The organism is Candidatus Dadabacteria bacterium, from assembly GCA_026708565.1.
Classification (GTDB): Bacteria; Desulfobacterota_D; UBA1144; order Nemesobacterales; family Mycalebacteriaceae; genus Mycalebacterium.
In genome coordinates, this window is sequence record JAPOUR010000015.1 from 39,648 (window position 1) to 54,712 (window position 15,065).

A 15,065-nucleotide genomic window follows, 5' to 3' on the forward strand; every position below is an offset into this window, starting at 1 on the left:
AACAGAAAAAGCAGTCCAATCTGGCGAACCAAGAAGAACGGGAAAACTTCTTGATTGGAATGATGCGGGTCAACATGATGAAGCGTCTGGAAAGTTCAGCGTATGCGTTCAATCTGACACTGGGACGCACCATTGAAAAAATGGAGAAAATAATAGAACAAATAGACCTTTACGAGAAAAAGAAAGATGAATATCTTTCTCTGACAGACGCCACTACTCCGGACAATGATGAAGAAGATGACGACTTCATTGTTGGTAAGAGAAAAGAGTATAAGTTGAAAGACTTGAAAACTGAGGAATGGAAGAAAGATTTGCAAAACGATCTCTCCTTGCTTCAGGAGATACACTCACAGTCCTCTCAAATTGATGAGCAAAGAGATGCCAAACTGCAATGCCTTCGCAAAGTCTTGGAAGGCATAATACAATCTCCAAGAAAAGACAAATATGATCGCCGTGTGCGTAATAAAGGCTTGGTTTTCACAGCGTTTGCTGACACAGCGAAATATCTTTACAAGAATCTTGAAAGTTGGGCGGAAGAAAAACAAGTCAACATGGCATTGGTTATAGGAACAGGAGAAAACAAAAGTAAAATGGGAAGCAACAGTTTTCAGGAAATCTTGACTAATTTTGCCCCAATAGCACGTGGTCGTGATTCAGAAAACGAAAGCAATGATGAAATAGACATATTGATTGCTACCGATTGCATATCGGAAGGTCAAAACCTGCAAGATTGTCCTGTAGTTATTAACTATGACATACACTGGAACCCCGTGCGCCTCATGCAAAGATTTGGTCGCATAGACCGTATAGGAAGCCGCCACAAAAACATTCAAATGGTCAACTTCTGGCCTACGGAAGACCTTAACCGTTACCTGAACCTTACGAGCCGTGTTGAAGCAAGAATGGCATTGATGGACGCTACAGCCACAGGAGAGGATGACATTCTCAATTTAAGAGAGGAATCAAAGCAAGAAATAACCTTTAGAGATAGACAAATGAAAAGTCTGCGCGATTCAGGAGTTGATGGTCTGGAAGATAATGAAGGTCTTAGCGATTTCACATTGGATGATTTTCTTGTTGAATTGCTGTCCTATCTGGAGAAGAACAGGAAGGCACTGGAAAATTCACCTTACGGCCTCTATGCAGTTACTCATTCTGATAAATCCTCCGACTTAATAAAACCCGGAGTGATATTCTGCTTGCGTCAACATGATGGAAACCAAGGGGATCACCCAACAAACCCTTATTTTCTCACTTACGTGCGAGAAGATGGCAATGTCAGATACACCTACGACGCACAAGCAAAACACATTCTCGGAATGTTCGGAGAACTATGTAGAGACAAAAACAAGCCTAACAAGTCCCTGTGCGAAATGTTTGACAAAGAAACGGTCAACGGAAAAGAAATGAGGCACTACAGCAATCTCTTAAAGGGGGCAACTGAAAACATACGAAAAAACTTTCTTAGACAAGGAATAAAAAGGTTAAAGACAATGGGCAGAGATGGCACTATTCCCAAAAAGAGTGAAATCCCTGATGAGTTTGAATTAGTTACTTGGTTAGTAATCAAAGAGAAGTGAAGAATGAACAGTATCTGCTCTAAAAATGTTTTCACTACTTTGTGAGTCAATTTCATTCTTATATTCCAGAATCCTCTCTTCTATTCTGCTTGAAATATCAAACTTGACATGTGTCCCTCTGGAAGAAAAGTTCCTATCAAAGAAGTTTGAAAGGGTTGCAATTGTTCTCTGGACACTATCAACATGTTTAGAAAGATAAGAAGGTGGCAAGTCTTGAAGAAGCAGATCAACACATTGTGAGAAGAAGTCTTGATCGGACATTTCTTTTTCTTCTTCTCGACCAAGGTGTAAAATTTCTTGAATTATTCCAGCGAATGTTTCCTGTTTCCTCCATTCCGACAAACGTTGAGATTGGTGAATATCAGGGTTCTTTATACTAATACCTCGTACAAAAAGAGGGCCTTGAAGTGTATCCAAGTCCCTATCTCTCTTTTGCGGTCGCCTTCTGAATGTGGCGAACGCCATATGCTCACCATAGACAAACAAACAAATCACAGGAGAGGGAAAAATCTTGTTGAAAGCATAAGCAAGATTAGAGATATTCAATTTGCTAGGTTTTGCATTCTTTAGAGTAGAGCATAAAAAGAAAAGTGATCGAGCAATAGTGTCATCGCTTTCTGAAGGCTCAATATATGTATTCTCATTACTGATTTGGAAGAGAAAATACACTTCATCAATAGAACTCTTAATTAAACACAAATCTTTATCAGTCCACTTTTCACATAGATCAAGGAAAACATCTCTGAAACCATCTACTGTCCCGTCAGTTTCGTATATTCCCTCATTTTCACTTGTGAAGTTCAAAGCATTTAGAAGATCTATGGAACCTCTGTATAAAGATTTGTCTTGAAAGCTACAAAGAGCATCATAAATCTGTAATGGCTCACACATCTTCTAACCACACAAGCGACTATAGAGACATACAAAGTTATTTGCAGAGTTTCGTATTGTAGGACTTGCCTTCATGATTAAGCGTTAATATAACCCATTCATCCACATTTGACATTCCATTAGCAAGTTGTGCGCCCAAATGGTAACAACTGCCATTCCGCCCCACCCCCTTCTGGATTCCGTGTCGGAGCACGGAATGACTTGCAGACGACTCCGCCGCCCGCCGTTATAAAAGGGACACCCCGCCTTCTTCAAGCAACGGTCTTATGCAAAGCAACTTCCCTGTTAATCTTCCTTCCAACCTTATCCCGTTCCGTCTCAAGGTCGCAACGGAGTTGGAGATTGAGCCAAAACTCCGGCGAAGTGCCGAAGTATTTTGAAAGACGAAGCGCCGTGTTTGCGGAAACGCTTCTTGTCCCGTGAACAATCTCGTTGATACGCCGCGATGAAACAGAGATGCTTTTCGCAAGCCGATACTGGCTTATATTCATCGGCTTTAGGAACTCCTCAAGCAGAACCTCTCCGGGATGTATGGGTTTTAGTTTAGCCATTTTTCTCCTTCTCACTCGTAGGCGGTTTCGCCACCTCCGATTGACCGGACGCGCCTCAGCGAACCCGGTGGACACTATGGACGCCTCCGCTCACAAAGATGAAGCCGGTCTTACTTTCGCTGTTAACTGTTTCTTCTTGGAAGCCAGAGCGCGAAAATCACACTCAACCTGAATGCCGTGCCAAAACTCATCAGACTGCGCGAAAAACGCTCCGAAGCGAACTGACATTGTAGGCGTAATGGAACGCCTGCCAAGAACTATCTCGTTAATCGCGCGCGGGGAGACCCCTATGGCGCGAGACATGGCGTTTTGAGAGATGCCCATCGGCTTCAAATACTCCTCAAGCAAAATCTCGCCCGGTGTTACTGGATTGCTCATAACGGTTATAACCTATAGCGTTATACGGGCAAAGTCAATGGTAGTCAACCATCGCCACTTTTTCAGGACCTTCATCCGACCATTTGAACACAATGCGCCACTGTTCATTGACGCGAATTGAATAACGCCCTTTCAACTTCCCCGAAAGCGGTTTTAACTGATTGCCCGGCGGAACGGCGAGGTCATTAAGGTCTCTTGCCTGATTCACCTGAATAAGTTTTCTCAAAGCAACGCGTGAAACCTTGCCGAACTTGCGGTTTTCGCCTGAATTAAAAAGAGTTTCGGTTTCCTTATCGGCAAAAGACTGAATCATGAAAAAGAATCCCCGCCCTTCTCACTCCCACTCAATAGTCCCCGGCGGCTTGGTGGATATGTCATAAACCACCCGCCCTATTCCCCGAACCTCATTTATTATCCTCGTTGAAGTCTTCTCAAGAACCTCCGGCGGTATCTTCGCCCAGTCCGCCGTCATCCCGTCGGTGCTTGTAACCGCCCTCAGCGCAATCACATTGTCATAAGTCCTGTTGTCTCCCATCACCCCCACCGTGCGGACGGGAAGAAAAACCGCAAACGCCTGCCAGATTTTATCGTAAAGCCCCGCCTTGCGTATCTCGTCAATGTATATGGCATCGGCGCGTTTGAGCATATCAAGGGCTTCCGCCGATATTTCCCCAAGTATGCGTATCGCAAGCCCCGGTCCCGGAAACGGATGACGATTCAAAAGAACTTCGGGAATTGAAAGCGCCCGCCCCACCCGGCGAACCTCATCCTTGAAAAGTTCACGGAGCGGCTCAATCAGTTTCAAATTCATCCTCTCAGGAAGCCCCCCCACATTGTGGTGCGTCTTTATCGTAACCGCCGCTCCCGGCACACTCGCGCTCTCTATCACATCGGGATAAAGAGTTCCCTGAGCAAGAAACTCCGCGCCCTCTATACTCTTTGCCTCGCGCTCAAAAACCGCTATGAACTCGCGCCCTATTATCTTTCTCTTCTCCTCCGGGTCGGAAACACCCTTGAGTTTGCCGAGAAAACGCTCCTCCTCATTTACGCGCTTGACCTCAATTCCCGACTCCGAAAACATGCGGACAACATCATCACCCTCGCCGAGGCGAAGCAACCCGGTGTCAACAAATATGCACACAAGAGCGCTTCCGACCGCCTCGCGAACAAGGGCGGCGGTTACCGAAGAATCCACACCGCCGGAAAGAGCGCAGATAACACGCGAAGAACCCACACGCTCTTTAACGGAAGCCACAACGCTCTCAATAAACGCCTCCGGCGTCCACGACTTTTCACAACCGGCAATGTTAAACAGAAAGTTGGAAAGCATCTCCCCGCCGCCGGGCGTGTGCGCCACTTCGGGATGAAACTGCGTTCCGAAAATCCTCCTTTTTTCATGCCTTACAGCCGCCACCGGAGCGCTCGCGGTGCGCGCGGTCGCAACAAAACCTTCGGGCAGACGGACAACCCTGTCGCCGTGAGACATCCATACGGCGGCGGGAGACCGGATGCCCGAAAACAGGCCGCCGCCGTCCAATATCTCAATCTCGGCGGGGCCGAACTCCCTGCCGTCCGAATGCTCAACCTCTCCGCCAAGCATGCGGACAAGCAACTGCATCCCGTAGCACACGCCGAGAACCGGAACGCCGGATTCAATAATGGCGGTGTCAAGGGAGGGCGCGCCCTCATCCCAAACGCTTGAGGGGCCGCCCGAAAGAATGATCGCGGAGGGAGAGATTTTTTTAACCTCGTCCGCGGTAACGGTGTGGGGCTTGATTTCAGAAAAAACGCCCTGCTCGCGTATGCGGCGGGCTATGTTTTGCGTGTATTGAGACCCGAAGTCTATTACAAGAACGGTTTGCTTCATTCTGCTTGCGCGGACGCGCCTATTCCATACCGTAATTCGGCGCCTCGCGGGTGATTATGACATCGTGAACATGCCCCTCTCTGTGCCCCGCGTTTGTTATGCGGACAAACTTTGAATATTTGTTCAACTGCTTGATGTTCCCGCAACCCGCATATCCCATTCCGGCTCTCAATCCGCCGACTATCTGATAAACCACACCCCCAAGGCTGCCCCTGTAGGGAACTCTGCCCTCTATGCCTTCGGGAACCAGTTTGCCGGACTCCGCTATGTCTTCCTGAGCGTAGCGGTCGCGGCTGAGCCCGCCGCGCATCGCCTCAAGAGAGCCCATGCCCCTGTAAACCTTGTATGTTCTGCCCTGAAAAAGAACCGTCTCCCCGGGGGCCTCGTCCGTTCCGGCAAACATGTTGCCTATCATCACCGAAGACGCCCCGAACGCGAGCGCCTTTACCACATCCCCCGAAAACTTGATCCCGCCGTCCGCAATGACGGGAACGCCGCGCTTGCGCGCCACCGAACAGACATCCGAAATGGCCGTTATCTGCGGCATGCCCACACCGGCGACAACCCTTGTGGTGCAGATGGAGCCGGGACCCACACCCACCTTAAGCGCGTCCGCCCCGGCGGAGATAAGCGCGCTTGCGGCCTCGCGGGTTACAATGTTGCCCGCCACAACCTCAATGCCGCCGAAGTTTTTCTTTATCCCGCGCACGCTCTCAATGACCCTGTCGGAATGCGCGTGCGCGGTGTCAACAAATATGACATCGCACCCGGCGGACAGCGCGGCGTCAACCCTCTCATCGCGGTCGGGTCCCACACCCACCGCCGCCGCGCACCTGAGCCGCCCCAGATTGTCTTTTGAGGCATCGGGGAATCTGCGTATTTTCTCAATGTCTTTCATCGTTATCATCCCTTTGAGACGGAACTTTGCGTCAACAACGGGAAGTTTCTCTATGCGGAATTTGTGAAGAAGGCCGGTCGCTTTCTCGGTTGTCACCTTGCCCTCACGGACGGTAACCAGCCGCTCTTTCGGGGTCATGATGTCGCGGACGGACTTTGACAGGCGCTTTTCAAACCTGAGGTCGCGGTTGGTGATTATGCCGACAAGCGTCCCGTCATCCTCGGTTACGGGAAGCCCGGTAATGCCCCTTGAGTTCATCACCTCAAGCGCCTCGCTTGCGGTTTGGGAGGGCCGCACGGTGAGAGGGCTGACTATCATGCCGCTCTCAAACTTCTTCACCTTTTCAACCTCCGCCGCCTGTGAGGCAACGTCAAGGTTTCTGTGAATCACCCCGATTCCCCCCTCCTGAGCCATCGCTATCGCGGTTCTGGACTCCGTAACGGTGTCCATGGCGGCGCTTATCAGGGGGATTTTCAGATTGATGGATTTTGTGAGCGGGGTTGAAACATCCGCATCACCGGGCAAAACGCCGGAAAGAGACGGAACAAGCAGTATGTCGTCAAAAGTGAGAGCCTGTTCAATCTTTTTTTCGGGCATATCAAAACGCGAGGGAACGCGGCTGCTACTTGCCTTTTCCCCCTTTTGAAGATTTTTTCGCCGCCGGGGGGCTCTTCTTTGCGGAGGCGGGTTTCTCCGCCGCCTTTTTGGAAGCGGGCTTCGCACTCTTCTTCGGCGCGGGTTTGGATTTTGGCGCGGACTTCGCCGCCGGTTTCGTTGCGGGCTTGGAAGCCGGTTTGGCTGCGGGTTTTGATGCGGGCTTCGGCGCGGGCTTGGCTGCCGGCTTTGATGCGGACTTGGTCGCGGGCTTCGTTGCGGACTTGGCAACCGGCTTGGTCTCCGGCTTTGATGCGGACTTCGTTGCGGGCTTGGCAGTCGGCTTGGTCTCCGGCTTTGATGCGGACTTCGTTGCGGGCTTGGCAGTCGGCTTGGTCTCCGGCTTTGATGCGGACTTCGTTGCGGGCTTGGCAGTCGGCTTGGTCTCCGGCTTTGATGCGGACTTCGGCGCGGGCTTGGCAACCGGCTTGGTTGCGGGCTCTGGCGTGGACTTCGTTGCGGGTGCGGGAGCGGATTTCTTTTTCGGCGCGGCGGCGGGCTTGACTTTGGAAGCGGGGGCGGGCTTGGCAGCGGATTTCACCGCCGGTTTCGCCGCCGGGTCGGCGGGAGGCTCGGCGGTGAATATCTCCACAACCTTGTCGCGCAACTCCGGGTGGGCTACCGTGAGTTCAACCTCTATCTCCTGAGTCTTCTCGCCGATAACGACAAAGACCGGCAGAATGCCTATGAAAGTGGTGTTTTTCCTGTCGCCGTCCACCTTCTCAAAATCAAGGGCGGACATAAGTTTCTTCGGTATGCCCGGCATGAGCGTCCGCCCGAGTTCAATGCTTTGTTCGGGAAGAAGCCCGTCCGGGCTGATGCTGATTTTTATTGAAGTTGGCTTCATCGGAAGTGTTAAGAGGCTAATCTAAACAAAATTTTTCCGTAAATCAAGATGTTGCTAAAAAGGGCGCTTGCGTATATTATGCTTGAGCGTCCGGGACGGAAGATGCACAAGCAACTGTTTCAGAAGATCCAGAAGGAGCTTGACAGGCACATAATCGGCCACAAAGAGGTAAAGACGGCGCTTCTCCTCGGCATACTTTCAAGGGAACACATATACATAGAGGGAACTCCCGGAACAGCCAAGACGATGCTCTCCGAGATAATCGCCTCCTGCGCCCGGCTCAAATTCTTCTTCTACCAACTCCACAGAGACACCCGCCTTTCTGAAATCGTGGGAGACATGGTGATATCCAAAGAGGCGAGCGGGGACGAGGAAATCATCAGGCAGAAGATAGTGAAAGGCGGCATTCTGACCGCCGAAATATGCCTGCTTGACGACATATCAAGGGCTCCGGGAGAGTCTCTGAACGTGCTCCTGCGGATACTGAACGAGAGAAAGTTTTTTGAAGACGACCTGCCGCTGATGACGGCAATCGCAACCAGCAACCCCACTGCGGATGAATACTACAACGAGCCGCTTGACCCCGCCAATCTGGACAGGTTCGTGCTGCAAATCAAGTCCCTCGGAACTTCATACAAGAGAGACTGGAAACTTGCGGAAAACATCATATCGCTTTACTCATCAAGGGGTGAGGATGTGAAACCGCCAAAAATTCTTGAGAGGGCGACTCTTGACGAACTGCATGAGCGGGTCAAATCAACGCCGATACCCAAGCAGGTTCAGGACGGGCTTCTGGAGTTTATCCGCATCCTTGTTGAAGACTTCGGCCTCAATGAGACCAACTCTCTCATCACGGACAGAACCTTCCTTGTGAAGGCGCTGAAGATCATCCGCTCCCACGCCGTTCTCAACGGCCGCAAAACCTGCTCAATGAAAGACCTTGAGGTTCTGAAATACATCACCGTTTTCCGCATTCCGCCGGAAGTTTACGCGCAACTTGACGCCATTCTTGAGCAGATAATCACTAAAAAAAAAACGAACAACTGAAGACTGAACAACCCGAGAAGCCGGATGAGGAAGAACCGGCCTCGGAGTTTGACAAAGACTTTCCCGAAGACGAAAAGCAGGAATTCCCCGACCGGGACGCAGAGAAGGAAACCGAAGAGCAGTTTGACGAGGCGCGGGAAACCTTCTTTGCCGTGCTTGAAGACCTTCAAAGGGAAAAGATGACCCCGCCTGAGGGAATGGACATTCCGTCCGACCCCAAGGGGCAGCCCGACCAGGATGCGGGCGAGGAAGAGAAAAAAGACCTTTCGGAAAAGACCACATCCAGCAAATCGTTCCGCGCCGGGGATATTGATGAAAACACTGCGGCGGCGCGCAGAAACCGCGAAACCGCCAAAAATATCAAAATGATAATGAAGGTTCTTGAGGGGAGTTTTCAGAGAAGCATGGCGACAAAAGTGTCCCATCCGGGCGGCCTGCCGAGGAAGTGGAAAAGAATGCGCACTCTTGAGATTGAAGACTCCGACCCTATGGAGTTTTTCCTCTGGTCTGACAACACCTCGCCCCTGCTACCGCGCATTCAGTTGAGGGAAAAGGAATCCACGGGCGGGGAGATAGCCGTTTTGCGCGATGTGAGCACATCCATGATGGGCGAATACAGCGACTGGGCGTCATCGGTGGTGCGCGGCGTCATTGAACTGGCGCGGACAAAAAACATGAGGGTCGGATATCTTGAGTTCAACCATAAAGCCGACCCTCACGCAAGGTGCGGCGGCGGGCGCGGCTTCTTCACAAGGGAGTATCCGCGCCTGCTTGACCTCGCCTCGCAGACGGAGTGTTCAGGCAACACGAACTATGAGGAGGCGCTCAAGGGGACGGTTGCGGAGTTTCGGGGGCGCGGGCGCAGAAACAAGCATGTGCTTTTCATAACGGACGGCATACCCACTTCGGGGGACATATCAATGGACGATGATGAGACTCCGGGGTTGCGTTCCCGTCCGCAAAGCGGCGAGAAGCAGTTGCCGGAATACCTGAATGCCGGTCGCCTCGCCAGGCAGGCGCAAGGAAGGGTTCGCCCGTTGCGCGGCATGGTAAAACGGATGAGGCGGCAGGGAATCCGCATTCATTCCATATTCATCGGATCAAAAACCTATCCCTCCATTCTTCGCAAAATCTCGGAGGAAACCGGCGGTTCGCAGTTTGTCGCCTACAGAAACAGCGAGAAGATTATGCAGGTTGAGCGCAGAGACAAGTTCATGGCGCGCACTGAAAACAACACTGACAGTTTTGACCCCATCAAAGCCGCGTTTGAAGGGCGGATACACACGGTAACGGGGAAACTGTAGGCAGATCCGCCGACTTTCTATTAGCAAAAACGCGGAGATTGAATTATAAATTTCGCGGGCTTACTATTAGTAAAAACGCGACCTTCTTTTTTATAAAATCGCGGGCTTGCTATTGACAAAGATGCGGACTTCCAGTTAGTAAAAACGCGGGAAGTGAATTATAAATTTCGCGGGAGTGAAATGAGTGTAAAAGTAGACAGATGGCAGAGCGCGGCTTTCAAGGCGCTTATGCGCGAGCGGCGGATTGTGCTGCTTGCCGGGCCCCGCCAGTGCGGCAAGACAACCCTTGTCAGGCAACTTGCCTCCGATACCGTTGAATACCGCACTTTGGATGACGCCACTTTTGCGGAATTTGCGGAGTCAGACCCGGAAGGGTTTGTGCGTCGCGGCGGGAAAACCAAGACTCTTATTATTGATGAAGTCCAGCGGGTTCCGCGCTTGCTTCCCGCGATAAAGAAGGCCGTGGATGAAGACAACAGCCCCGGTCAGTTTATCCTGACGGGGTCGGCAAACATCGCTTCCATGCCCGCCGTGCGTGAATCCCTTGCCGGGCGGATTGCGAAGGTCCGCCTCAGGCCGTTCTCGCAGGCGGAGATATCCGGAGCCGCCCCTGATTTTATAGACCGTTGTTTCAGGAAGGATTTCACCGGCGGCAAAGTTCCCGGCGCGGGCGGCCGGGAGCGGACAATAGAAACGGCGTTGAGGGGCGGGTTTCCCGAAGCGGTAAAATTGAAGAGCGGCCGCGCCCGCGCCCGCTGGCACAACGACTATATTGCCGCCCTGCTGGAACGCGACCTTTCAGACATCGCCCGCATCCGGCGGCACGAGGCGATGCGCGAACTGACAAGGACGCTGGCGGCGTGGTCAACAAGGCAGATGGATGTGGCGGGCATAGGCGGAAAACTGGGCATCCGCCGCCCTACGCTGGAGTCTTACATAAACGCGCTGGAGGCGTTGTTTGTGATTGAGCGTGTGCCTCCGTGGACAAAAACCGACTACGGGCGGGTTGGAAAGCGCAGCAAGTTGCTTATGGCCGACAGCGGCCTGATGGCTTCAATTCTCGGTTTCCGCGCGGGGAGGGTCGGAAGGGATTCCGACAGCGCGGGCAAACTGGTGGAGACTTATGTTCACAACGAACTGGCGGCTCATGCGGACCCGGCGGGCGGCAAATACGAGATATACCACTACCGTGACCGAGAGGGGCGGGAGATAGATTTCATCATTGAGAGGGATGACGGCGCTTTGCTGGGTGTGGAGGTCAAAGCCGCCGCTACTGCGAGGAAAGAGGATTTCAAACATCTGGCGTGGTTTCGCGACAACATGGCGGGCAAGCGGCGGTTTGTGGGCGTTGTTCTTTACGCCGGCGGACATGCGGGCAGTTTTGGAAAAGGACTGTGGGCTGTGCCAATTGACGGGTTGAGCGGCAAGTTTTGAGCGTTTGCCCGTTTCGTTATCCCGTGCCGCGACAAGGACGGAGATGCCCGATGACGGTGAACTATTTCCTCTTGTTATCAAAACTGCGGGGTGTCTATTGGTAAAAACGCGAGACACTCATTAGTAAAATCGCGGGCTTGTTATTTGCAAAAGTGTGGAGACTAAATTATAAATTTCGCTGGCGCAAGTTCACCCGTGATGAAACGAATGAGCACAGAAAGCCTGTCGGATACCAATGTCATCATCCATGTTTTTTGATACAGTGAACCCTGAGAAAATGGTTCGTGCGGAGCAACTTGTTTAGAAAATGGGACTGGAAAATCTGGATTTGAAAATAGTCAAGCGTCAACTCGCCGATGCTTGGGAGGCGGAACGGAAAGATTTGGAGCGACTGCGAGAAATCGCCGGACAGGTAAGAGATGGCGTACGCAAACTGGGTCGACAACAGGCCAGCGCAGTGGCGTTTGTAGCCGCTGACGGCGGGGATAACCGTATTCGCTTGAACGCCGCACCGGGCGGAACTCCGGCTATTGTGGAGTTAGTTCGCGTGGTGGATTCCAATGGCCGCGAATGTGCGTTGGACGCAGTTGCCGGGGCGGTGGATGATGACTTCTTTGGCCAGCCCCGTACTGACCCGGTTATCCGCCTTTGCCATGACTTGGGTGCCTCCCGCATGTCAGACTTGTCGCCCTATTTGGGCAATGCAAGACTTTCCCGTCCGCAAAAGATGGGCATCTATCGTGACATTGTGGAATGGGCGGTGCTTTATCACCTACTCGCTGAACGGGAATGGGGCAGTGATACCCTGCTGGTGAGGGAAGGCGCATTGCGAACCCGGTCTTTCCACCCGGAAGTTTTTCATCAGTTGGATTCAAATATCCGCGCCGCCTGTGAACAGCATCGGCAGAAAAGCGGGGTGAACATGTTCTTCGTCAGCGTGGCAAAAAATACCGTCTTGCTGGAGCGACTCCGTTTTGCCCTGTCGCTTGAGGGCGCGTTTGACCGAGACTATCCTTGCTATGTGCATGTGCGGAAAGAAATCGCACAACAATTCTACGAACGGCGCTGGCTGGACACTCTGGAAACGGCAGACGGACAAGAATACCAGTCCATGGCGGAGATGTTTCTTGTGAAATTCGGCGACCATCCTTTGGACCCTATTTGGCCGGTGGATGTTTTCGTGCAACAATCCGACCAATCTGAAAAAATCCTCGGCTATCTGGCCGAGGACGCTCGCCCCGGCTTTCCAATTCCAGACTTTCCAATGTGCATTCAAAAGGCACATGACCATGCTAAAATCGGGGGAATTGAACTCTCTTTTCTGAACGACTTGCTGTTTGACCATATAACTGCGAACATGTCGAAAGGAGAGCGCGAAAAAGCGCTACGCGCCCGACACTTGCGCGAAGACCCAGGTGATTTAAGATACCGTCATGAGTGAAGACAAAGACCCAATTCTGTTTCCAAATGAAAATGTCATCGGTTCATTCAAAGGATTCGCCGAGCGAGGTTTTGAGTTCGCCGCTGACTTAGTAATTCCCTACAAACAACAGGCAATTTCCCGACCACAACTTGGACAATTCATTTTGGTGGAGTTGTCCAACGCAGATGAAGCCGCACTGGGGCGTATTACGAAAATGACCCCGGCTGGATTGTTGACCTCTGCCGAGGGAGAAGACTACATAGAGAAAATGAGGGAGCGGAGAGCACCTGTTCCTGAAGACTTAAAAAAACGCAAACTTAAATATCGTGTTCAAGTAAAACTGTTGGGAGCACTAAGGCGTAAAAAGTTCCGTTTCGCCCCATCGCAACGAAGGCTTCCGCATTTGGGCGCGAGGGTTGCCTGGCCATCTTCGGAGGTGTTGAAGAAGTTGTGTGGATTGGGATGCGGTCCCGAAGACGAAAGAACCGACCTTGGGGATTTTGCGTTGGGCGAATTTATCTACTCCGGCGAAGAGAAAAATGATGCCAATGATGTTCACTTGAAACCACAACTGTCAGTAGATTTTAATATCCGCAATCTCATTGCCCGTCGCACTGCGGTGTTCGCCCGCGCTGGATACGGCAAGTCCAACTTGATGAAATACTTGATAGCCGAACTCTACAGCAAGAAACCGAAAACCAATGACGGGCGGGCGGTGGGAGCGGTCATTTTTGATGCGGACGGTGAGTATTTCTGGCCGAACGAAGTGAACAACCGCCCCGGTCTGTGCGATGTCCCGCACTTGAAAAACAAGCTCGCCGTGTTCACCAACCGCCCTGCCAGAAATGACGATTATGACAATTGGACGGTTGGCGGAGTCAAATTGGACCTGCGCACATTGAAGCCGGGAGATGTGCTGTCCGTAGCCCTGTCGCCAGAGCGTCTGGAGCAGCAGAATGTTAGAAAAATGATGTTCATGTCCCAAGATAAATGGAGCGCTTTGGTGAATATGTTCGCGGGCGGCGGCGAGTTGCCGGACAACTTCAGCGAGATTGGGAAACTCCTCGGCTATAAAACCCAGACACAGATTAATGCCAACTCCCCTGAAATCGGCGCGGCTATCAGCAACATTAATACGGTTGTCCGGCTGTTGCACGACCCCAAAAGCCGATTGGTCATTGAGGCGCCCCGGCTGTTGGAAAAAGGTTATGTGGTCATAGTGGACCTTAGTATGTTGAGTTCCGGCGCAGGTGAAAAGGTGGCGGGGCTACTGTTGCGAAGTATTTTTTCCAAGAATCAGGAGATGTTCACTAGCCGAGGCAATAGCCCCTTGCCGGTTATTGCCGTTATTGAGGAAGCGCAACGGGTTCTCGGCGCAGGACGAATGGACGAGTCCAGCCCGTTCGTGGAGTGGGTGAAGGAAGGACGTAAATACGACTTAGGCGCGGTTTTGGTCACTCAGCAACCCGGCGCGATTTCAGGGCAGTTGCTCAGCCAAGTGGATAACTGGTTTTGCTTTCACCTGTTGTCACAAGGAGATGCCGCCGTGCTGGGCAAATACAACTCGCATTTCTCAAACGACATTCTCGCGCACATGGTTGCTGAACCAATTATCGGTAATTGCTTTATGTGGAGCGCACCGCATCAGCCTTTTGTGTTGCCGATGCGGGTGCAAAGCTTTGATGAAAAATATAAACGCAAGCAAGGCGCCACCCCGGACGCGCCGGATATTCCCCGTAGCGAGGAAGTCGCCATGGATGAGGCAAAAGAAGAGGAGGCATTAGCAAAAAAACTTGTAGATAAAATGCTACGGGCGGACAACCTACGCACGAAGATGAGTAAAGATTCGGCTTGTGTTGCCGAGGGGCAGTTGTTTTACTTGATACGGGAAATTGCCCCAACGAAGGCAAATGATGAGATCAATCGCCTAAAAAATTCTTTGCTCAAACAAATTTTCGGGAAAGTAGAAATCCGGGATTCGGGAGAGGGTAAATCGGGATCTTTTTCGCGCTTCTACTGTGTTCCCAAGTCGGCATGGGACAAGGTTCTCGGTCGTCGCACCGCAAAAAATAAACCCACTACCATAAAAACCTAGATGTTCCATGGGGACGCTACTTGACATAAACCACAAGATTATCGCGGTGAATAACCTCATCCCCGTATTTGTAGCCGAGCGTTTTCTCAATCTCCG

At 51.6% G+C, this 15,065-nt stretch carries 12 protein-coding genes and 1 pseudogene; 6 read left to right on the forward strand and 7 right to left on the reverse strand.

The features are described 5' to 3' along the window. A partial coding sequence (locus tag OXF42_02570) for a helicase-related protein (GenBank protein MCY4046981.1) occupies positions 1-1,580 on the forward strand: 1,580 nt, incomplete at its 5' end. Here the strand turns inward: OXF42_02570 and OXF42_02575 are convergent. From OXF42_02575 to OXF42_02605, 7 genes and pseudogenes are all read right to left on the reverse strand, one after another. Next, on the reverse strand, positions 1,560-2,471 hold the full coding sequence (locus OXF42_02575; protein MCY4046982.1) for a hypothetical protein: 912 nt from the start codon (positions 2,469-2,471) through the stop codon (positions 1,560-1,562). The two genes, OXF42_02570 and OXF42_02575, sit on opposite strands and share 21 nt — an antisense overlap. A 251-nt stretch (positions 2,472-2,722) precedes the next feature. Next, positions 2,723-3,022, reverse strand: coding sequence for a HigA family addiction module antitoxin (locus OXF42_02580; protein ID MCY4046983.1), 300 nt, complete (start codon positions 3,020-3,022; stop codon positions 2,723-2,725). A 90-nt stretch (positions 3,023-3,112) separates the two neighbouring features. Further along, positions 3,113-3,400, reverse strand: a complete 288-nt coding sequence (locus tag OXF42_02585) for a HigA family addiction module antitoxin (protein MCY4046984.1) — start codon at positions 3,398-3,400, stop codon at positions 3,113-3,115. Positions 3,401-3,434: 34 nt separating this feature from the next. Then, positions 3,435-3,713 carry a type II toxin-antitoxin system RelE/ParE family toxin gene (locus OXF42_02590; protein MCY4046985.1) on the reverse strand — a complete coding sequence of 93 codons (279 nt, stop codon included), beginning with the start codon at positions 3,711-3,713 and terminating at the stop codon, positions 3,435-3,437. A 21-nt stretch (positions 3,714-3,734) separates the two neighbouring features. After that, positions 3,735-5,267 carry a glutamine-hydrolyzing GMP synthase gene (guaA, locus tag OXF42_02595; GenBank protein ID MCY4046986.1) on the reverse strand — a complete coding sequence of 511 codons (1,533 nt, stop codon included), beginning with the start codon at positions 5,265-5,267 and terminating at the stop codon, positions 3,735-3,737. Positions 5,268-5,286: 19 nt separating this feature from the next. Further along, entirely contained in the window at positions 5,287-6,762 is a 1,476-nt protein-coding gene (guaB, locus tag OXF42_02600; GenBank protein MCY4046987.1) for an IMP dehydrogenase, read from the reverse strand. Positions 6,763-6,787: 25 nt separating this feature from the next. Next, positions 6,788-7,375: pseudogene (locus OXF42_02605) on the reverse strand (transcriptional regulator). Between the two features lie 342 nt (positions 7,376-7,717). Here OXF42_02605 and OXF42_02610 point away from each other — a divergent pair. The 5 genes from OXF42_02610 (at position 7,718) to OXF42_02630 (ending at position 14,969) form a co-directional block, all read left to right on the forward strand. Then, positions 7,718-8,713, forward strand: a complete 996-nt coding sequence (locus tag OXF42_02610) for a MoxR family ATPase (protein ID MCY4046988.1) — start codon at positions 7,718-7,720, stop codon at positions 8,711-8,713. 152 nt (positions 8,714-8,865) lie between these two features. Then, a complete protein-coding gene (locus OXF42_02615) occupies positions 8,866-10,017 on the forward strand; it encodes a hypothetical protein (protein MCY4046989.1) in 1,152 nt (383 codons plus the stop codon). 180 nt (positions 10,018-10,197) lie between these two features. Then, complete coding sequence (locus OXF42_02620; protein ID MCY4046990.1) at positions 10,198-11,451, forward strand: ATP-binding protein; 1,254 nt, start codon at positions 10,198-10,200, stop codon at positions 11,449-11,451. 307 nt (positions 11,452-11,758) lie between these two features. After that, positions 11,759-12,892, forward strand: a complete 1,134-nt coding sequence (locus OXF42_02625; GenBank protein MCY4046991.1) for a hypothetical protein — start codon at positions 11,759-11,761, stop codon at positions 12,890-12,892. Next, on the forward strand, positions 12,885-14,969 hold the full coding sequence (locus OXF42_02630; GenBank protein MCY4046992.1) for a DUF87 domain-containing protein: 2,085 nt from the start codon (positions 12,885-12,887) through the stop codon (positions 14,967-14,969). The genes OXF42_02625 and OXF42_02630 overlap by 8 nt, the downstream gene beginning before the upstream one ends. Positions 14,970-15,065 lie beyond the last annotated feature (96 nt).